Raw genomic sequence first — 19,360 nt, forward strand, 5'->3', positions numbered from 1 at the left:
CTTTCATGCGGTCAGTAGTCTCCGCGCAGCAAATGTTTTTCCAGCCACACGTATAGGAGGGTAAACAAGTAGCGGCTTCCCATCTCCCTGATCGCGAACTTGGACCGGTCCGCTTCCCGTCCATACCAGTGAGTCGGCACGGTGCCCACTTTGAAGCCCCGAATAAGCGCCTTGAGGGGAATCTCCACGGTGATGTTGAATCGCTTGGAAATGAGGGGCTGAACCGCCTCAATCACTTCGCGGCGATACGCCTTGAATGCGTTGGTAAGGTCGTTGTGGGCCGACCAGAACATGATCTGCATCATCTTGTTTCCGATGCGGTTAAGAACCAGTTTGTGGAAAGGGTAGTTCTCTACTACCGCTCCTGGAACAAATCGGGATCCGAAAACACAATCGTAACCTGCCTCCAGTTCGCGCACATAGGCCACGGCATCTTCCGGATCATCGGAGGCATCGGCCATGCAGATGACCACCGCGTCTCCGATCATGCGGGCAAACCCTTCGCGCAGGGCCATCCCCAGGCCAGGTTCCGAGTGGCGATGCACGGTGCTGACGTTGGGATAGCGCCTGCCCAGTTCATTTGCGATCAACCCCGTGTCGTCGGTGCTGTTGTCGTTGACGATCAGAACATGATGCGAGATGCCGTGCCCGTTGAACGTGCGGGTGAGGTTCTCCACGGTTTGCGACAGGAGAGCCGACTCATTGTGGGCAGGCACCAACAGGCACGGTTTCATGGGAGGACGGTCGACGCCGGCGGGTTGGGGCTCGCTTTCTTGGCGGCCACGAGCAGCGATTGCTTGACAAAGGCAAGCGGATGCGTGTGGAGAGGCCTGATCCGGACAACATCCAGATCAAGCGAGGCTAGGCTGGACTGCCATCCGGCCAGGGATTTGAACCGATACGGACGCGGAATCCCTTCCTGGGTCAGATTGTTTGCGAGGTAGTCGTGAACCTTGGCCAACGCGATCTCCATGCGGCCCTCGGGGATATCTTCCACCATCAACAACCTCGAGCTGGACACGCGCACGCACTCCCGCAAGATCGCGTCAGGGTCTTCACAGTGGTGGAGGACAAATGAAAGAAGAACAGTTGAAAAGTGGTTTGGGGGAAAGGGGAGAGTTCGACCATCGTACCTATGAAACGGCAGACCGGTTCGGTGGTATTCGAGTATGTCCACGCCCGTCCACTGGACTTTCAAGAGATGCGTGATCTGCTGCCCGACCAGAAGATCCCCGCACCCGACATCGAGCACATGGTCTCCCGGCGAAAGCTCAGCCGCCAACAAACGGGCGAGCCGGGCTGTGCGGGAAGATACCAGCGGCTGGAGAATCGACCGAAAGGTTGCACGTAACATGGCCTTGGACATCCGTTCTTAGAGCCTCTGACAGAATGCCGATTCGTAGGGGAGCATCTTCAGATGCTCCCTCTTGTCGGGAGGGTCTGAAGACCCTACGCATTCTGTTAGACGCTCTTAGTCAATTACGCGAGCCGGGGGCGAAAAGTAACAGGCCGCTATCGCCTTGTCAATCGCGCGGCTTACTCGGATCGCGTGTCCCGGCGGGGAATGTAGACGTCCCATCCACTGATCGGTTGATCCTTCAACTTGTACTTCTCGATGAACAAGCGAACGAAATCCGGGGGAAAAGCCGAGAAGTGGTATGCTTCCCGGTTGAATCCACCGAACATTGGACCCTGCCGAGTTTGGACGGGTCTTCGCCCCTCACTCAAGAACACCGCGTCGAATGTCTGGCTCGAGATCAACCGGTAGAGGCGATTCGGTAGCGGGAATCGATCCCTTCTATAGTCATTCAGGTAGGCCGCAGTGTCGAAGGCCGCTTTCCCCGCAAGAAGGGCGAATTCAGGGGATTCTGGTACCCAAACATCGCGTGGGTAGGACGCGATCGATTCGACTAAGCGGTCGACTGTCGAATCCTGGCGATATGGTTTCAGAACCGCTGCCACGGGCATCAGGTGGTCCAGCCGACAGGGGAACCATGCCACGCCCAGCAGCACGATCAGCAGGAGGATGCCAGACGATTGCCAGAGTGCAAATCGGCTCGGCTGAATGCGTGCCGTGCCGGCGAAGGCATGCCCAACACCAAGGCACAAGAAAGCCTCGAGGGGTATGAGCGAATTAACCCATCCACCGACATGCCAAATGCCGCTCAGCCCCATGATCAGCGCGCATGCCGTCATCAACCACCATGAGCGGATGAAGAGCCGGTCGGGAGGGGTGCGTGGGCGCACCAGCGAGGCGACCAAGAGCCAGAGGGGGGCTTGTCTGACCCAAAAGAAGAATGATGCTCGGAGCGGCGAGAAGCCGTGGTAAAGCCCGTCGGAGGCGACCACGATGTCAAGGGTCCAGAACTTGAACCAGCCTGAGGTGCTCCAGTTGAGAAACATCCAAGGTACGGTGATCTCAAGGGCGACTAGAATCGCGGCAAGGAGCCAATGCGTGGCCCTTCGAGTGCCCAATACCCACATGCAAGCGAACCCACCGGCCACCGCAGCGAGGGCATTTTGCTTTGTCCAGTACGCCAGCACAAGAAAGGTGACGCCCAAGAGTCGCGAAGCCCTTCCCCTGTGCATAAGGACAAATCCGGCCATCCAGCAAAACGTGAGAAGTGGATCCACACGGGGCAAGTCGTACCAGCGACCGGTGACCTCGAAAGCGGCCAACCAAGCCAAACCACCTAGCCATGCCGCCATGCGGCTGCGCTCAGTTGCAATCAGGTGCCAAAAAATCAGTAGGGCCGTCCCGATGATCGAAACGGCCGAAATCGCCTTTGGAACCCAAAGGGCCGGCCCTGTGACTCGAAGGAGCAGTCCCGTCAACACCATGTACAATGGGTTATAGCCGCCCACAACAGGGCATTCCTCGGGATTGCAGTAGATTGGCAAACCGACCGCGTAGCGCCAAGCGTGCGTAAAGAGCGTCGAACCGAAATCACTTCCCAAGAAAGGGGAGCGAAGTCGTGCGATTTGGGCGGCGAGATAGTTCAGACTGCACGCGCCAAGCAGAACGACCGCCGCGATTTTCAGGAGTCGTGGACGGGGATCAGATCCCAGGCACGCCCAAAGTCTGGGCTTCTGCCCGGCCGTCCACACCATGCCGGCCGATATCAGGCAGACAAGAGCCGTGATGTACAACTCGACGGCCGTTCCCGGAGAGTGGTGCGCAGCGTAGAGCCGCGTCATGACAGGAGGGAATGTGCATATTCCCGCCGCCGCCAACAGAACAACAGTGAGCGATTCGATCCGCTTCAACTCGCCTCCTGAGGTCCTTCGCGGCGGGGGAAAAGGGGCCATTCTACTTTTTCGCTCCCGGTTCGGCGGGTCACAAGGTGCAAACGAAAAAGCAGAATGTCCCCTTTTCCATTTTCCGGGCTACACCAACTCGTCATAGGCATTTTCGAATTCGCGCGCCATCCGTTCGGCGGAAAAACGGGAGAAGGCCTCCTTCTTCCCCCGCTCGCCGAGAGTTCGCCGCAAATGGGAATCGGAAAGCAGTTGGACGACGCGGTCGGCTAGAGCCGCGTGGTCGCCGACCGGGAAAAGGAAACCGGTCTCACCGTCGCGCACGATTTCCTCCGGCGCGCCGATCCGGCTGGCGAGCACGGGTTTGCCCGCCGCGGAACCCTCGATCATCACAATGCCGAATCCCTCCGCCTGCACGGAGGTGTTGACGACGATGTCCGCCGCCGCATAGAAGCGCGGCACGTCGGTCCGGAACCCGGTGAACAGGAGGGACGATGTGATTCCGAGGTCGCGCCCGAGTTGATGCAAACTCTCCTCGTAAGGAAAATCCTCTTTGAAGGTGGTCCCCCCCACGAAGAGAAACCGCGCCTGGGGGAAGCGGCGGAGGACTTCGGGCGCGGCCTTGATCAGGACGTGCTGGCCCTTCCAGGGAGTCACCCTCCCGGAAAGGAGAACGACGGGGGCCTCCAAGGGAATCCCGAGTTCCCGCCGCGCGGAGACCCGCGCTTCGTCCGCTCGACGGAACGGTTCGAGGTCGATGCCGTAATAGATAATCTTGATGTTCCTTCGGCCCTTGAAAAAATCATCCAGGCGATCGCGATTGCGCCGTGAAGTCGCTACAACAAGGTCCGCGGGAAGGCGGGACGACCCTTTCACCCACCGGCCCGACAGCTCGTGACCGCCGATGGCCGCATGAGGATGGAGAACGGTTCTCGCGCCGGCAGACTTCCCCGCGAGGGAGGCGTATGCGAAAGGATGCACGCCGTTGGCGACCACAACCTTGATGCCGTGGGCGAGGATATGCCGTCGCAGCAAGAGAACGGTCTTGGCCCCTTTGATCGGGTCCCGGAGGCGCCCGGCCCGGCAATCGACGACGGTGATGCCCGGTCGAAGGTTGCGCATGCGGTCGACCACGAACCCCGGTGTGAGGAAGGCGACGTGCGGTTCGATGGCCTTGGAGTGAAATCGGATGAGCGTTTCGAGGCTGGTCTCGACGCCGCCCATGCAATATCCATTCGACGTGACATAGAGAACAGGGAGCGGCTTGCTCATGACAGCAGTTTCATGAACCGCCCGCCGATCACCGGCCAATCGAATTCCTTCTCGTATAGTGCGCGGCCCTCGCGGGCGAGCTTGCCGCGGAGATCGGAGTCCTTCAGCACGCGTTCGAGGGTGTCCGCCAGAGCCAGGGCATCGGGCGGGCCCGCAATCACGATGTTCTCGCCGTGAACAAACGGGGCCGGGAGGGCGTCGTCGTGGAAGGCCACCACGGGCAGGCCGTGTTCGAGGGCCGCCATGACCGTTCCACTCTTGGTCATGAGGCGGTGGTCCAGGTACGCGTACACGTCAAGGCACTGAAGTCGCTTGGACACTTCCTTCGGATCCAGGAAACCGGTTTGTCCGATGACGAGGCCCGAATCGGGCCGGGAAGCCTCGCGCGTCAACAGGGCCCAGTCGGCTGCGTGCAATCGTTGCGCATCGCCGATCAGGACGTAAGCCACGGACAGGCCGCGCTCTCGAAGCGTTTTCAGGGCGTCGATCAGAATCGGCGAGGCACAGAGGTTGCTGAAGGTTCCGACCAGGTACGTAGCGGAGACGGCCAGGCGGGTTCGAAGACTCTCGCGTTCGCCCTCGCCCATCGAGACCGGCGGGATATTTCCCCCGACGGGAATCACCTGAACCGTCCCGTTTCGCCCCAGCCATTCCCGCAGGATATCGCCGTACTGCGCGTGGGAGGCGACGCTCGAATCGGCTGCATGCGCCAGGATCCGGGCCTGGGTCTTCTGAAGGAAACTGATCGGACGATGTTTGAGCCGGGCCGGCTCGGCGTACAACTCGATGAAATTGACGATCAATCGGCCCCGCATCGCGTATTTCCAGATCAGCATCCAGCAAACGAGGTAGAAGCAGATGCCGTGGCGTCCGAACATGTACAAATTGAGGTTCAGAATCACCGTGTCGGGCCCGATCCGTCCAAGAAGCCGCAGGAAAGCCGCCGTCCCTCCCCAGTTCCAGCGAGTGAAAGGATGAAAAGCAAACGGCTCGCGCCGATGGTCGCCGCCCGCAGGCTGGGCAATCACGTCCACCGAGACATGGTCCGAGAGCGTCTTCGCCAGCCAGTACGTGCAGTCGGCCAGGCCTCCGAGTTTCGGGGGGAAGTCGCGACCGATCACGGCTGCTTTCATGCCCGCGAAAATAGCCCATGTGGTTTTTCCTTGCAAAGCCGGTCCAGGCCCTACTTTGCATCGAAGAGTGCGGTGAGGTAAGTTTCCAAGCGCGTCGATGAGCGATTCACTCAGATGTCCCGGTTGTGACGAGACCTCGACCTCTCGGAAAATCGGGAGGCATGCCTCGTACCGTCTGTTCCGATGCGGCGCCTGCGGGCTGGTGTTCTCCCAACCGATGGCCATCCCCGAAGGGTTTTACGACGAGTTCGAGCAGCCGTACGGTTGGAAATGGGAATTCGATGCCTTTCTCGCGCAGGAGAGCGCGAAGAATCGTACGCTGCTGGATGTGGGCTGCGGAGACGGGACCTTCTTGGAGATGGCGAAGAAATCGGGCTACCGCGTCCATGGAGTGGATTCCAGCCGGGCCGGGATCAAAGCCGCCCGCGAACGGGGACTCCGCCACGTCCTCGCCGGCTCGTTGGATCATGCCCTCCGAGCTTTCGGCGGCAGGTTCGATGTGGTCACCTGCTTCCACACGTTGGAGCATGTCGAGAATCCCTCGGCCTTCCTTCGCAAGGTGTGCGATTTTGTTCGCCGGGGCGGAACCCTTGCCATCGGTGTCCCGAATGCGCGCCGGTTCGTGGTCCGGCTTCGGAGGGAGGTGGGCGATTTTCCCCCGAATCATCTCACCCGCTGGACGGATGGGGCTCTGAAAACGTTTCTGGCGCGGCACAGGTTGAACGTCCGCGATGTCCTGCCGGAAACGATTCACATCACCGAAGCGAAAGACGCGGGATACGTGATCTGGCTTGCGGTCAACGCGCTCACGCAGACGGGGCTGATCCACCGGCAGAGGATGCGTGCTCGTTCGAGTTCATCCGGCGCGGGGAACGACGGTGGAATGCCGGGGCACGGCTCCGCCGCGGATACCGGCACGGCGCAGGCGTCGAAGACCGCCGCCACCGGCGCGCGCGCGCCTCACCCGTCCCCGGGCGCCGTGATGCCCGTTCTCCTGAACGTGGCCCGAACCGCCGCGAGCCGGATCCGACCGATGATGCATCATGCCGCTCGATCGGCCCTCGGTGGGCTCGTGCTGCGTGGGGGACGCGGTCGTACACTCCAAGGTCCGGGCCTCCTGGCTATCGCCGAAAAGCCCGGGCGATAGGGCGGTGAGAGTCCTTCACGTCATCGCCTCGCTCTCACCGGTCTACGGAGGGCCGAGCGTGGCCGTGGTGGAAATGTGCCGCGCGCTGAGGGAGGCGGGCGTGGACGCGGAAATTGCGGCGACGAATGCCGATGGCCATCGCAACTCGACTTTGGAGGAAGCGCGCAAAAGGGCCGGAGAAGGAATTCCGGCGCAGATCTTCCGCCGACTCCCTCCCTATGCTTACATGACGAGCCCCTCCATGGCCGTCTGGCTCGCGCTGCACACACGCGAATACGACATCGTCCACGTCCACGCCCTGTTTTCTCATCCGACGACGCTGGGCTGTCTCTGGTCACGGGTCCACGGCGTGCCCTACATCATCCGGCCGCTCGGGCTGCTGGACCCGTGGTGTCTGAATCAGAACCGGATGAGGAAGCAGGCGTACTGGGCGCTGGCCGATCGCGTGAATCTCCGCCATGCCGCGGCCCTCCACTTCACATCCGACGCGGAGGCGAAGGAGGCGCAGTGGGTGCCCCCCTCCGTACGCCACGCCGTGATCCCGCTGGGAGCGCCGGCGCGGAAAACGCTCCGCCTTCCTACACGCGAAGCATTCTTGAAAAAACATTCCATCCCGCCGGGCCACTCGATCCTCCTTTTTCTTTCCCGCATCAACCCCAAGAAAGGGCTGGACCTGCTCGCCCCGGCGCTGGGCGATCTCAAGAAGAGGGGCGACCGGTTCGTGCTGCTCGTCGCCGGCCCGGACGAAGACGGCTATCGGGCGCGGGTCGAGGAGATGTTTGCCAGGGCGGGCGTGGCCGGAGAGGTCCGCTTCCTGGGACTCGTGGCGGGCGAGGACAAGGAGTCACTTCTCCTGCATTCCGATCTGTTCGTGCTGCCTTCCTATCAGGAGAATTTCGCCATTTCGGCCGTCGAGGCGATGCAGCGGGGGCTTCCCGTCGTGATCTCCGACCGGGTGGGCATCCACTCGTACGTCACCCAATGGAAGGCCGGCGCGGTTGTGCGATGTTCGAGCGAGGAACTCGCTGCAACGCTCCACCGCCTTCTTGCCGATCGGGATGGCCTCAAGAAAATGGGCCGGAACGGAATTCACCTTGTCGAGGCTGAATTTTCATGGCACGATGCCACCCGGCGTTTGGAGAGGCTTTACCGCGAAATTCGGAATCCAACTCGAAAAGCCTGCGTCCGGTGAGTCTCCGAACACACACTAAGTACGTCTAACAGAATGCGTAGGGGAGGGTCTTCAGACCCTCCCGACAAGAGGGAGCATCTGAAGATGCTCCCCTACGAATCGGCATTCTGCTAGAGGCTCTAAGCTGAAAGGGAGCAGCGCATGACCTCGGGAATTAAGCGAGTCCTCGTCACGGGAGGCGCCGGTTTTATCGGCTCCTACATCGTGGACGAGCTTTTGGCGCGGAAATTCAAAGTCCGCATCCTCGATGCGCTCGATCCCCAGGTCCACGGCAAGACGCGGAAGGTTCCCGACTGGACCAGGCAACAGCTCAAATCCGGCCGCGCGGAATTCCTCCGTGGCGACGTGAACAACCCGCGCACGGTGGAGTCCGCTTTGAAGGGCGTGGATGTGATTTTCCACGAGGCTGCCGTCGTCGGCGTCGGCCAAAGCATGTATCAAATCGAATACTACAGCCGGCACAATATGCAGGGCACGTCCGTCCTGCTGGATGTTTTGGCGAACAAGAAGCACAAGGTGCGGAAGCTGCTCGTGGCCTCCTCCATGTCGATCTATGGCGAAGGAGCTTATCGCTGCGGGACATGCGGCGAGGTACATCCCGAGCTCCGGTCGAACGAACAACTCGCGCGGCGCGAGTGGGAGATGGCCTGCACAAAATGCGGGAAGCAGGCGGAAGCGGTACCGACGCCCGAATCGAAGCCCTGCTTCTCCACCTCCGTCTACGCCATATCGAAAAAAGTTCAGGAGGAAATGTGTCTGTGCGTGGGGCGCGCGTATGGAATCCCCACCGTGGCGCTCCGGTACTTCAACGCCATCGGGCCCCGGCAGGCCCTCTCGAATCCCTACACCGGAGTCGCCGCCATCTTTTCGTCGCGACTGCTTAATAATCATCGGCCACTCGTGTACGAGGACGGCCTCCAGAGCCGCGATTTTGTGAGCGTCAAAGACATCGCGCGGGCGAATCTCATGGCCATGGAGAGCGACGAAGCGAACTTCGAGGCGATTAACATCGGCACCGGCCGGCCCACCTCCGTTGCGGAAGTGGCCCGCCTGCTGGCCCACGCCTTGGGCAAACCGATCGAGCCGGAGGTGCTGAACTCTTTCCGGCAGGGCGATATCCGCCACTGCTATGCCGATATCGGCAAGGCGCGGACCCTCTTGGGGTATGAACCCTCGGTAAGGGTTGAAGAGTGGATCCCGCGCCTCATCGAGTGGGTTCGGACCCAGCAACCGAAGGATCGCGTGGAACAGGCCAAAAAGGAGTTGGAGAAACGGGGCCTGACCAGCTAGGAAGGCGCGGTACTCGCCCGTGCAACCCGACTTAGGAAGAGGAAGGACCTCCAGGGCGAGTGCGCTCGTCGAACTCGGCCCTGGCAGGAACAAAGCGTTTCCCGCGGCCTTCGGGGTCGACCGAAAGGCGCTCCCCGGTATTCACGTGGTCGCCGATTTCCGCGGCGGACTCCCGTTCCGGTCCGACACCATCGAACGGATCATCGCCTTCAGCGTTGTGGAGCACGTGCCGGACGCACCGCGGCTCATCGGCGAATGCCACCGTGTTCTCAATCGCGGGGGTGAGCTCTGGATCAAGGCTCCTTCCCCCGATTCGCCCAACGCGTGGGACGATCCAACCCACGTCCGCCCGTTCACCCGCGGGTCGTTCCTATATTTTGTCGAAGGCCACGAAAAAAACTACTACTTCGATTTCTCTTTCAGCGGCTTCCGGGACGAAATGGATCCCATCGCGCGGCAGTCGTTCTGGAAATGGCGGTGGCTCAGCCGGTGCGTTGCGACCCTGCGCATTCCGATCCTTCGCCGCGCGTACCAGCCGATCTTCGTCCTGATCAAGTAGATTCCAGGCAAGCGATCAGCCATCAGCCGTCGGCTTTCAGCCTCTGGACATAGATAGGCGCAGGACGCAAGACGCAGGCAGGAGCGATCCGTCCCGCGCAGGTGTCTTGCATCACGACCCGTCTCCCGCGTCTTGCGGCTCCTCTTGATCCAAGGCTGACCGCTGAGAGCTGACCGCTGAACGCTTACAAGATGCTAGAAACGCTTGACATGCCATTTAGCTTTTCATTTCGGGGGTTGCTTGACATGCCGGCCCGGGTTTTGTAGCGTCGGCGGGCGAAGAAGGGGGAGCAGAGCGCCACTTTCTTCACCGAATCGCCCAGAGCGTGGGCTATGAGTCGTCGGGGGAGACAAGAGAGGATACGGGAATCCTTAGAGTCCATAAAGCCAGGTTGACCGCCAGTGCGGTCGTCATGCCGCCATCACTCCATTCTCCGAGTTCCGGAATCTCCCTGCCGGCAGGCCCAAGTGAAAGGGCCGTGTTGCTGAAGCGAGCCTTAGCACCTCCTTCGACGCCAAGACCGTATCGTGGTTCCACTCGTCGTCCCGATGCCAGGACTTCATCATTCCACTCATCGTCCCCGCATGGGGGCCGAAGCGTAGCAGAGGGGGCGAGACAGGGCCCCGGCCTGCCGGCGCTGCTGCTCATTGACCTCATGTCTCTGAAAGGAGCCTGACATAAAACGATTTTCGATCTCACACGGATCTCCACGCAGCTTGGGTTGGCTTGTCGTGTGCCTCTTTTCGTTGGCCGTCAGCCCGTGTGAGGAACAGGACAAAACGAAAGGCCCTACGCGGATCGGCCCCGAGGGCGGCGTGGAAAAAGGGCCGAACGGCTCGGAGGTGATCATTCCGGCGGGATCGGTGGGCACGGATTACTCGGAGTGGCAAAAGTGCAAGCCCGAAGAATGCGGGGTGCCGACCGACGTTGAGATTACCAAGGAATCCGTCCCGAAAGATTTGGTCCCGCCGGAGGGGGCGGAGGTATTCAGCGACGTGTACATTGTGCGGGCGTCAAGACACGTCTTCGCGCCGAACCCCGTTTCCAAATACATGTTCATCATTAAGATCCCGCTGAAGGACAGGGTGGCGCCAGGGGAGGAGGTGTGCTCGACGGATTTGGCGGAGTTGTGGTGGTGCACCGATTTTGAGGGGGAAGACTTGGATCCCTCGGGCCGGTTTGTGCTTGCGCGTTCGGCCGAACTCTACGGTCCCGACAGCCCGGCCGTCATCCGACTTCCGGGTACGCCTACGGAACTCAAACTCGTTGTATTCCGAAAGACCCCGGAGAAGCTTCCTCAGGTGGCGCCCCAGCGAGCCTCCGTGAGCGGCAGGTATTTCGAGGCATTTGCCCCCAAGGGGATTGCGCCTCAACAGGTTCAGGCCGTCTTGACTTCTCTCGACGCGTCGATCGAGACGTACCGACGCTTGGGTTTCCGAGAACCGAAGCTCGATGCCTTCTCGGGATCACAGGCTTTCCGGTTGCGGATACTGCGGAACACCACCCCGCCCTGCACGGATCCCAACCTCTTGGGTCAATACGAACCGCAACAAGTGGAACAGAATGGGGTTCGTGCCCCGAGCGGTTGGCGGCCCCACCTCATCATCTGCCAACGCAGCCTGTCGGAACCGGCCGTGCTCCAGACCACCGCCGCGCACGAGCTTTTTCATGCGATCCAGTTTTCCTATTTCAACTGGCCGCGGTTCCGAGACGCCTGGGAGGAAGGGAAACCCCTTCTGTGGTTCACCGAGGGTTCCGCCGAGGCCCTCGCTGGAACCGTGGCTGCGGGCGGCACGCCGCAAGCCACGAGCGATTACGATCCACTCTCGCTCAAAGACTCCGTCTTGGCGGACCGTGTCTGTGAAAACCGGGGAGGCACGCTTTGCTACCAGGCGCAGGATTTCTTCGTCTTCCTCGCCCTGAGCCGGACCGACTCGATCTGGGGCTTCCTCAAGCAAGCGCTCCAGGCATTTGCCGTAGGCACAGACGCCGTTTCCGCCCTGGAAGCCGCACTCGCGCCGGGATCGATTCAGAAGAGCTACCTCGCGTTTGCCGAGGAACGCGCCTACCGGCATGCGCAAAAAATTCACGCCGCGGAAATTCCACTCAAACAAGCCGCGCCGCGGCCCCGACCGAGGAAAATCACGGAAACTTTTCTGCGTGGCGGGAGCAGCGCGATTATTTCGCGCCAGTCTTGTCTTCGCCTTACCGACTGAAGGGGGAGAACGGATGGTACAAGGATATGAAAGGAGTTCTGAATGAGAAACAAGATGGGAACGAGAAAACGCATCGCATGGGCATTCCTGCCCGCCGCCTTTGCGCCGGTGTTCATTGGGGGATGCGCCTCCATGTCCGCACTCCAGACGGCCCGCACGTTGCCCCAAGGTCAGGTTGTGGTCGTTGGGGCCGCAGGGGTGACGGGGGTCCATGTCGAATCAAGTGACCCCGGTGCAGGGGACGAGGATTTTGTCCTACCGGTGGTTGAGTCCATGGCCCGCCTGGGTGTCTGGCCAGGCCTGGATGTCGGACTCAAGTACTTTGTAGGAGGCATCCTCGCGGACGCGAAATATCAATTCCATGGACGAGAGCCCGCATCGGACACGGGATTGGCTGCGGGTTTCGGTGTGGACTACTCGGGGCGGGACGTGAACTGGTGGGATCTCTATTTCCCGATCTATGCCAGCTACGATCCATCCGAGTGGTTCAGCGTGTATGGCTCGCCTCGATATGTCCTGCGCCTAGCCGACACCCTGGGAAACCACCATCTCCTCGGGGCCGTAGGGGGGATTGCGATGGGCAAAGAGAAGCGAGTGTTTATTGAGGCCGGATACATGCTGGACACGGGGCTCGGCCTCGTAAAAGGACCTAGCTTCCAGGGAACCGTTGGACTGACGCTCGATTCAAAGCGGCTTTTCTCGCGCCGCGAATCCCCCCCAGACTCCCCGTCTTCAGCCGACGGACCGGCCGTGCCGGCTCCGAATTGAAAAGGCGAACCCATGAATGACCCAGTCACACTGTCGCGCATCTCGGCGAGTGAGAATACCTTGAACGAATCACCCCAAAACAAAGGAGGACGAATGAAAAGAACACCCTTCCTACTAGCATTGTCAACGGCCTTGGTGCTGGCCGCCTGCGCCGTTGCTCCGGCTCCCTTGGTCGGAACGCTCTACACGAATGTCTCCTACCCACGGCAGGTCTGGCACGGCCTGGAGACGTCGAAAAGAGGAGAAGCCTGCGCCTCAAGCATCTTGGGGCTCGTCGCCACCGGCGACGCCAGCATTGAGGCGGCGAAGAAGGATGCGGGGATTCACGAGGTGGCATCGGTGGACCACACCGGATCGAGCGTCCTCTTCTTCTATTCCACCTACTGCACGATTGTGACGGGCAAGTAGGTTCGCCTCGCCACGGGATGCGCGACAGAGTGGTTGGCCGTGGAGAAAGGATCGACCTCGCGCTTGGTTGCGCCATGTGTGCCTACTGCGAAGGGAAAGGAGGAGAAGAGAGACGTGCCATACTTGGAGATGGGCATATTTGGACTTTGACCTAAGCTGACCACCATATCCTGTAGGACAGCCGATGGGGGGGTGAGAGTGCTAGGCTCCGCGCTTTCTAGGGAGTAGGATGACATTGAGTACGGGTGTAGTCACGCGGCCGCCGCTGGAACGGTTCTGGATCATTCATCGGAGCCTGCGCGCGGGTCGAACGGAGGACGGCGAACGGCCGAGCTGCACCTCGCTGGCGCGCCTCCTCGAGGTCTCCACGAAAACGGTCCAGCGGGACATCGATTTCATGCGGGACCGCCTCAAGGCGCCCATCGAATACCACCGCGAGTCGAAATCATGGCGGTACATGCGCGATGACTACGCGTTTGCACTGAACAGCCTATCTGAAGAAGACCTCTTCGCCCTCATCTATGGGTGCCAGGTCCTCCAGAAAATCGGCGTGGGCGCTCTGGGTGACGAACTGCTGGCGCTGGCGAGGGAGACCAATCCTTCGAATCCGTCGGGAGAATCGTCCCTTGTGTCTTTCTCCGATGAACCGGGCGTCATCCTCGATCCGGGCATCCTGCGCCCGGTCATCCAAGGCCTGCTCAGGCGAAGGCGGTTGGACATCACATACTTCACCATCTACCGGGAGGCCGTCACCCGGCGCCAGGTGGATCCCTACCACCTCGGGAGATACATGGGGCGCTGGTTCCTGATCGGGTACGACCACTTCCGGAAGGGCAGGCGCGTCTTCGCCGTCGCCCAGATCAAACAAGTGCGCGTTCTGCGGCAGACCTTCACGGTGCCTCCGGAATTCAACCCGAGAAAATACATCGGGGAGGATGGATTCAGCTTCGAGCGGCTGAGCGGCCCGGTGAAGGTGGAGCTGGCGTTCGAGAGGCAGGCCGGACTCGTAGCCCGTGAACTCATCTGGCACAAGACCCAGCGGTTCGAGGAAGGCGCCGACGGCCGCATCCATCTTATTTTCGAGACGAAAAACCTCCAGCAGGTGCTCCGATGGGTTCTGGCCCGAGGCGCGGACGTGGAGGTTGTGACCCCCGCGGAACTCCGGCGTGAAGCGTACAAGGTCTTGTCCAAGGCCGCAGGCTTCTACGCAGGCGACAACAACAATGGGGTCAAGTCTTGAATTGGCATTGGTTGGGGGGCTGGACGGATGGCACGACCCCTTCGAACTCAGTTCCCCGGGGCCGATCACCATGTCATGAACCGGGGACTCGATCGCGCGCCTGTCTTCGAGACCCACGCCGATCATCAGCGATTCACCGAGCTTTTTCAGGACATTTCTCAACGTTGGGGCGCGCGCATTCTCGCCTACTGTTGCATGACCACTCATTACCATCTCTTTCTACAACCCCCCGGCGGCAACCTTTCCCGCTTCATGCGCCATGTCGATGGAGTCTACACCCAACGACTCAACCGCAACCGGGGCCGCGACGGTCCCCTTTTTCGAGGGCGATACAAGGCTGTCCTGGTCGATGTCGATTCACACCTCCTTCAACTCGTCCGGTACATCCACCTCAACCCGGTCGAGGCGGGACTCGTCGAGACGGCTGGATCATACCCATGGAGCAGTCATGGTCTCTATCGCGCCCGGAGCAAGCCCACCTGGCTGGCTCATGAGGAAGTCCTGGGTCATTTTTCCGGGCTGAAGGCTTTTGAGGAGTTTGTGGCGCGGGGGAATGATATCGTCCTCAAGACGTTCTTGGATGGGCATCGGCGCAGCCCTTTCCTCGGCTCCGCGGATTTCCTATCCCGGGCGCTTCGCAGAACCGCCTCGTCGCGGGAGCATCCGCGTAGGGAACGCGCGCCTCAGTTTCGGACGGTGGAGGACGTGAAGGACACCGTCACCCGAGAATCGGGAGTGGGCCGGGAGGAGTTGGAGAGATGCCGGCCCGGACGGCGGAACGGGAGGGATCTGGCCATCTACTTGGCCGCCCGTTGCGCGGGCTTTAGCCATGGGGACATCAGGGGTGGTTTTAGTTTGACCGGCGGCAGTGCGATCACCCGTGCGTGTGCGCGGGTGGAACGGTCCCTCTCCCGAGACCGGACTCTGCGCAAGCTCTATCGAGAGATCATGCAAAAGGTGGACTCACCTATGCCAATTCAAGACTTGACCCCAAGGGTTTCCAAGCTGAACCTCCATGGTGAAATCCCATGCAAGTGGGGGAGCGCCCACAGCGGTGGCGGGACCGAACGGGCTGCCCACGGCGAGCTCCCCGGGACCGAATTCACTTGACGCGTCACGTGTGGGCGAGTAGCGTGTCCAGCAGGATGCGAAGTACGGGGAGAGAAGGAGGGCCAGTGGTTTGAAAATCATCTCGGCCCCCCGGTCTACACGATTCCTCAACTCTCCTTGCGCATGCCGGAGAACAGATCCTGTTCGAATTCATGGTTCCATGGGATGGGCACTGACGAATGACCCCCGGGGGAGCGACGAGTTGCCGTTCGTGGTCCTTGAAGCAGATGCGTGGGGGGGCAGAGTTCAGTCAAGCGTTGCTAAACTTGACGGAGGGAACAATGGGGTCAAGTCTTGACTTGATACTACTTGGAGCGATTTGATGGCGCGGCCGTTGCGAGTCGAATTTCCCGGGGCGTACTACCACGTGATGAACCGCGGCCTCGATCGGCAGCCGGTCTTCGAGCGGGAAGCCGATCATGGGCGATTCGTGGATCTGCTCGCGGATGTCGCGACGCGGTGGGACGTCAAAGTAATGGCCTATTGCTGTATGAAGACCCACTACCATCTTTTCTTGCAGACCCCTCGCGGGAACGTGTCTCGGGTGATGAGACATGTGGACGGACTGTACACCCAGCGATTCAACCGGGCTCGCGGGCGTGACGGTCCGTTGTTCCGAGGCCGCTACAAGGCTCTTCTGGTGGATGCGGATGCCTACCTGTTGCAACTGGTCCGGTATATTCACCTCAACCCTGTTGAAGCCGGCGTGGCGAGGTCCGCGAGGGCCTACCCGTGGAGCAGTCACCCCTTGTACCTTGCCTCGAAGAAGCCGGGATGGTTGGCGTGGCAGGAGGTGCTGGGTCGATTCTCGAACCTTGGCGCCTTCGAGCGGTTTGTGGCGGAGGGGAACGAGGCTGCGCTGAGGGACCATATGGAGAGTGGGCGTCGGAGCCCGTTTCTGGGGGATGGGGGATTTCTTGCCGCGGCGATCAGGAGGGCCCGACCGTCTCGGGAGCATGCGCGGAAGGAACGGACCCCGCAGTTCCCCTCCTTGGGCGCCGTGGTGCAGGCGGTGATTCGGAAGACGGGTCGGACTTCACCGGAGATCGTGAAGGGGCGTCGGGGTCGGACGAACAACGCGCGGAACCTGGCGATCTACGTTTCCAGCCGGGTGGCGGGGTTTCCGAATGCGGAGATACGGCGGCATTTCGGCCTGGGGAGCGACAGCGCCGTGACGAAGGCGTGCGTTCGGGCCGACGGCTTGCTCCGTGCGGACGGGAGGGCCAAGAGGCTGTTGAAGGGGATCACCGCGCAGCAGGAGGCGCGTGAAGAACGTTCATGATCCGACGCAAGACGGGTCGAGAAGTATCAAATCAAGACTTGACCCCAAGGGCACTTGATGTCATTTCCATGAACGTTGGAGTCAAGATTCCATGTTTCCCGGTCCAGGTTTTCCCCCGAGAAACCGGAGAATCTGTTGACATCATGTGGAGATTCGATAGAGTACGCTCAAGGGAGACGGATACGGGGTCGTCTGAAGGGACCCCAAGGCACTTAAACGTTGTTAAAGTACGTTGCACTGCAAAGGGGAGGGAGCAGGATGACAGTGAGGGAGGGACCGCCAGTGGGTGGAGGATTGGGGAGCAAATGAATCTCGCCGGAGATTCCGTCTGCCTTTCGCCCGTTCACCCCGTTAGAGGCCCCGTGGCTTGCCACGGGGTATCTTCGCTTCAGCACAAGCCCGGGGTCCGAAGCCCGGTGCGGGGATCTAACGGGGTTCACCGGAATCTTTCATCGTTCAAGATTTTCCAAGTCAGTATATCCGTGGGGTCCCGATCCCCCATAGCCCTGCAAGATGGGCCCATATTCGGGACCCCCGGTGCAAATTCTTCATGGCCTCACCTACTACGACGCAGAGACTTCATGGGATTTCGATTCGTCGTCCCCGAAACGGAGTGGAGGGGACCGTACTTGGAGCTTTGCGGAGAGTGCGGTGAATTTTCTTCAACGAATTCCTCGCAACAATCCGCTGCCCGGCGATGCAAGGACTGAATGGTGTTTCCAATCATCGTACCCCATGCCTAGGAGGGTATGGGGCCATGATATGTCGCCGCGCCCAGGATGGCGCGGCATGGACCATGGCCCGAAGCGCAGCGGAGGTGTGCTCCCAAACGTCTCCCGGGGGTCGGGCCAAGCGGTGCCGCGCTGTGTGGGTACCAGGGAGAATGGAGGGAGTCCGCCGCGTGGCGGATTCCCCCTTCTCAAGTTTCACGAAGTCCTGCGAAGGCAACGGGGAGCGAGTCCGTGGGGGCGTCCGCCAGCCGGCGGAGCCCCCCGGCAAATTTCTTTCGCCTTACGATTCACGAGTTCACTGGCTTACGGGTTCACGACTTGTGCGCGGAACGGGGAAAACCTTTTGTGTTCGTTCAACCCCCCCCATCCTGGCCTTCCCCCTCAAGGGGGGAAGGGGTGGTAGCCGCACTCCCTTGCCGAGGACGGTATGGGGCCATGACATGTCGCCGTGCCACGGACGGCGCGGCATGGAACATGGCCTTCATGGGTGCGTCTTCAGACGCAGGCGTAAAGCCTGCGCCTACCTCCTACCCCTTGAGGGTGAGGATTCAGGTGGGGGTGAACGCTTGCGTAAGCTCCATGCGAGTGGGGGGAGCGAACCGTCCGGAGTGCGTCTGTCCAGTGGCGGACGCCCCGGCAAATCAGAATACCCGCCGCCCGGTCCGCAAACGTCTCCCGCGGGCCGGGCCAAGCGGTGCCCTATCGATGCGAAGTCTCTATAGGAAAAATGCGAGTAAGGGGGAGCAGCCGGGGTTCGGGGCCGCAAAGCTCCGACCCCGGCAAATTTGCGTTCTCATGTGGGCACAAGGGAGTCCGAGGGCTGGACTGCACGGTCCGGCCCTCGGCAAGTCTCTTTCGCCCTACGATTCCCGGTTCACGGGATCACTGGCTCACGGGTTCACGACTTGTGCGCGGAACGGGGAAAACCTTTTGTGCTCGTTCAACCCCCCATCCTGGCCTTCCCCCTCAAGGGGGGAAGGGGTGGTAGCCGCACCCCCTTGCCGAGGACGGTAAAGCCTGCGCCTACCCCCTACCCCTTGAGGGTGAGGATTCATATGGGGCTGAACGCTGTTCTATCAACCCCAAAAGGAGGACACCTCTATGAAACGATTTTCGATGCACGGCACATGAAACCGAGAAGTATCAAGTCAAGACTTGACCCGTGCGCCGTTGACGATGCGGGGGGCGACCCCAAATGTGCAGGGATGGAAGGTTGGGCTTAGGCTTTGCGGAATAAGTACAAGGCAGTTCCCCCCACCACGATGGCTACGGTCAGCCCGAAAAGCGATGAAAGGATCAACTCCATGCTCTACCCTTTCCAAATCTTATAAGCGATGAGAAGAAAAAGCAAGATCATGACCACGCCCATGCCCAGGGAAACCAGATATGTTCCGACACCGATTTCCGCCTTGAGAAAACGCAATCCCGTAGGCGTAGCAACCAGGATCAGGAATGAAATCTCGGCAAGCCTGAGAAAGAACTTCACGAAATCCGTCCGATCCCTTCCCGCTTCCATCGAGTCCGGCTTCTATCAGGCTGGACATCGCGAGTCAAACGCTTTCATTAGGAGAGAGCCGAAAGCTGATAGCTGGATGCTTGTGGGAATGCTCCTTGACGACTCACGCTTCACAATCCACCATTCACCCATGATGCGAGGAACGGGGAAAACCTTTTGTGCTCGTTCAACCCCCCATCCTGGCCTTCCCCCTCAAGGGGGGAAGGGGTGGTAGCCGCACCCCCTTGCCGAGGACGGT

The 19,360-nt window shown here is 60.7% G+C and carries 16 protein-coding genes; 10 read left to right on the top strand and 6 right to left on the bottom strand.

Going from position 1 to position 19,360, the window contains the following annotated elements; genetic code table 11:
• Positions 1-11: 11 nt before the first annotated feature.
• The 5 genes from HYT87_17290 to HYT87_17310 form a co-directional block, all read right to left on the bottom strand.
• Entirely contained in the window at positions 12-734 is a 723-nt protein-coding gene (locus HYT87_17290; GenBank protein MBI2061497.1) for a glycosyltransferase family 2 protein, read from the bottom strand.
• On the bottom strand, positions 731-1,354 hold the full coding sequence (locus HYT87_17295; protein MBI2061498.1) for a methyltransferase domain-containing protein: 624 nt from the start codon (positions 1,352-1,354) through the stop codon (positions 731-733). The genes HYT87_17290 and HYT87_17295 overlap by 4 nt, the downstream gene beginning before the upstream one ends.
• Before the next feature lie 182 nt (positions 1,355-1,536).
• Entirely contained in the window at positions 1,537-3,267 is a 1,731-nt protein-coding gene (locus HYT87_17300; GenBank protein MBI2061499.1) for a hypothetical protein, read from the bottom strand.
• 120 nt (positions 3,268-3,387) lie between these two features.
• Positions 3,388-4,530 carry a glycosyltransferase family 4 protein gene (locus tag HYT87_17305; protein MBI2061500.1) on the bottom strand — a complete coding sequence of 381 codons (1,143 nt, stop codon included), beginning with the start codon at positions 4,528-4,530 and terminating at the stop codon, positions 3,388-3,390.
• Entirely contained in the window at positions 4,527-5,663 is a 1,137-nt protein-coding gene (locus HYT87_17310) for a glycosyltransferase family 4 protein (protein ID MBI2061501.1), read from the bottom strand. The genes HYT87_17305 and HYT87_17310 overlap by 4 nt, the downstream gene beginning before the upstream one ends.
• Positions 5,664-5,760: 97 nt before the next feature.
• On the opposite strand from HYT87_17310, the gene HYT87_17315 reads away from it, so the two are divergent.
• The 10 genes from HYT87_17315 (at position 5,761) to HYT87_17360 (ending at position 16,875) form a co-directional block, all read left to right on the top strand.
• Complete coding sequence (locus HYT87_17315) at positions 5,761-6,810, top strand: class I SAM-dependent methyltransferase (GenBank protein ID MBI2061502.1); 1,050 nt, start codon at positions 5,761-5,763, stop codon at positions 6,808-6,810.
• Positions 6,811-6,814: 4 nt separating this feature from the next.
• Positions 6,815-8,002: a glycosyltransferase gene (locus HYT87_17320; GenBank protein ID MBI2061503.1), complete on the top strand. Its 1,188-nt coding sequence runs from the start codon at positions 6,815-6,817 to the stop codon at positions 8,000-8,002.
• 153 nt (positions 8,003-8,155) lie between these two features.
• The gene (locus tag HYT87_17325) at positions 8,156-9,292 is read left to right on the top strand and encodes an NAD-dependent epimerase/dehydratase family protein (GenBank protein ID MBI2061504.1); all 1,137 of its coding nucleotides are present in this window, start codon (positions 8,156-8,158) and stop codon (positions 9,290-9,292) included.
• 19 nt (positions 9,293-9,311) lie between these two features.
• Positions 9,312-9,851 (top strand): methyltransferase domain-containing protein, encoded by a 540-nt coding sequence (locus tag HYT87_17330; protein MBI2061505.1) that lies wholly within the window; start codon positions 9,312-9,314, stop codon positions 9,849-9,851.
• A gap of 716 nt (positions 9,852-10,567) precedes the next feature.
• Complete coding sequence (locus tag HYT87_17335) at positions 10,568-12,067, top strand: hypothetical protein (protein ID MBI2061506.1); 1,500 nt, start codon at positions 10,568-10,570, stop codon at positions 12,065-12,067.
• A gap of 42 nt (positions 12,068-12,109) precedes the next feature.
• Entirely contained in the window at positions 12,110-12,835 is a 726-nt protein-coding gene (locus HYT87_17340) for a hypothetical protein (protein MBI2061507.1), read from the top strand.
• 93 nt (positions 12,836-12,928) lie between these two features.
• On the top strand, positions 12,929-13,243 hold the full coding sequence (locus HYT87_17345) for a hypothetical protein (protein ID MBI2061508.1): 315 nt from the start codon (positions 12,929-12,931) through the stop codon (positions 13,241-13,243).
• 235 nt (positions 13,244-13,478) lie between these two features.
• Complete coding sequence (locus tag HYT87_17350; protein ID MBI2061509.1) at positions 13,479-14,483, top strand: WYL domain-containing protein; 1,005 nt, start codon at positions 13,479-13,481, stop codon at positions 14,481-14,483.
• Positions 14,484-14,510: 27 nt separating this feature from the next.
• Positions 14,511-15,593, top strand: a complete 1,083-nt coding sequence (locus HYT87_17355) for a transposase (protein ID MBI2061510.1) — start codon at positions 14,511-14,513, stop codon at positions 15,591-15,593.
• 322 nt (positions 15,594-15,915) lie between these two features.
• A complete protein-coding gene (locus HYT87_17360; GenBank protein ID MBI2061511.1) occupies positions 15,916-16,875 on the top strand; it encodes a transposase in 960 nt (319 codons plus the stop codon).
• A 2,040-nt stretch (positions 16,876-18,915) separates the two neighbouring features.
• Here HYT87_17360 and HYT87_17365 read toward each other — a convergent pair.
• Positions 18,916-19,122, bottom strand: coding sequence for a hypothetical protein (locus HYT87_17365; GenBank protein MBI2061512.1), 207 nt, complete (start codon positions 19,120-19,122; stop codon positions 18,916-18,918).
• Positions 19,123-19,360 lie beyond the last annotated feature (238 nt).

It is taken from the genome of Nitrospirota bacterium, from assembly GCA_016180645.1.
GTDB lineage: Bacteria > JACPQY01 > JACPQY01 > JACPQY01 > JACPQY01 > JACPAV01.

Coding starts and splice junctions, on each gene's coding strand:
- HYT87_17290 (MBI2061497.1), bottom strand. CDS start 734: ATGAAACCGTGCCTGTTGGTGCCTGCCCACAATGAGTCGGCTCTCCTG.
- HYT87_17295 (MBI2061498.1), bottom strand. CDS start 1,354: ATGTTACGTGCAACCTTTCGGTCGATTCTCCAGCCGCTGGTATCTTCC.
- HYT87_17305 (MBI2061500.1), bottom strand. CDS start 4,530: ATGAGCAAGCCGCTCCCTGTTCTCTATGTCACGTCGAATGGATATTGC.
- HYT87_17310 (MBI2061501.1), bottom strand. CDS start 5,663: ATGAAAGCAGCCGTGATCGGTCGCGACTTCCCCCCGAAACTCGGAGGC.
- HYT87_17315 (MBI2061502.1), top strand. CDS start 5,761: ATGAGCGATTCACTCAGATGTCCCGGTTGTGACGAGACCTCGACCTCT.
- HYT87_17340 (MBI2061507.1), top strand. CDS start 12,110: ATGAGAAACAAGATGGGAACGAGAAAACGCATCGCATGGGCATTCCTG.
- HYT87_17345 (MBI2061508.1), top strand. CDS start 12,929: ATGAAAAGAACACCCTTCCTACTAGCATTGTCAACGGCCTTGGTGCTG.
- HYT87_17355 (MBI2061510.1), top strand. CDS start 14,511: ATGGCACGACCCCTTCGAACTCAGTTCCCCGGGGCCGATCACCATGTC.
- HYT87_17360 (MBI2061511.1), top strand. CDS start 15,916: ATGGCGCGGCCGTTGCGAGTCGAATTTCCCGGGGCGTACTACCACGTG.
- HYT87_17365 (MBI2061512.1), bottom strand. CDS start 19,122: ATGGAAGCGGGAAGGGATCGGACGGATTTCGTGAAGTTCTTTCTCAGG.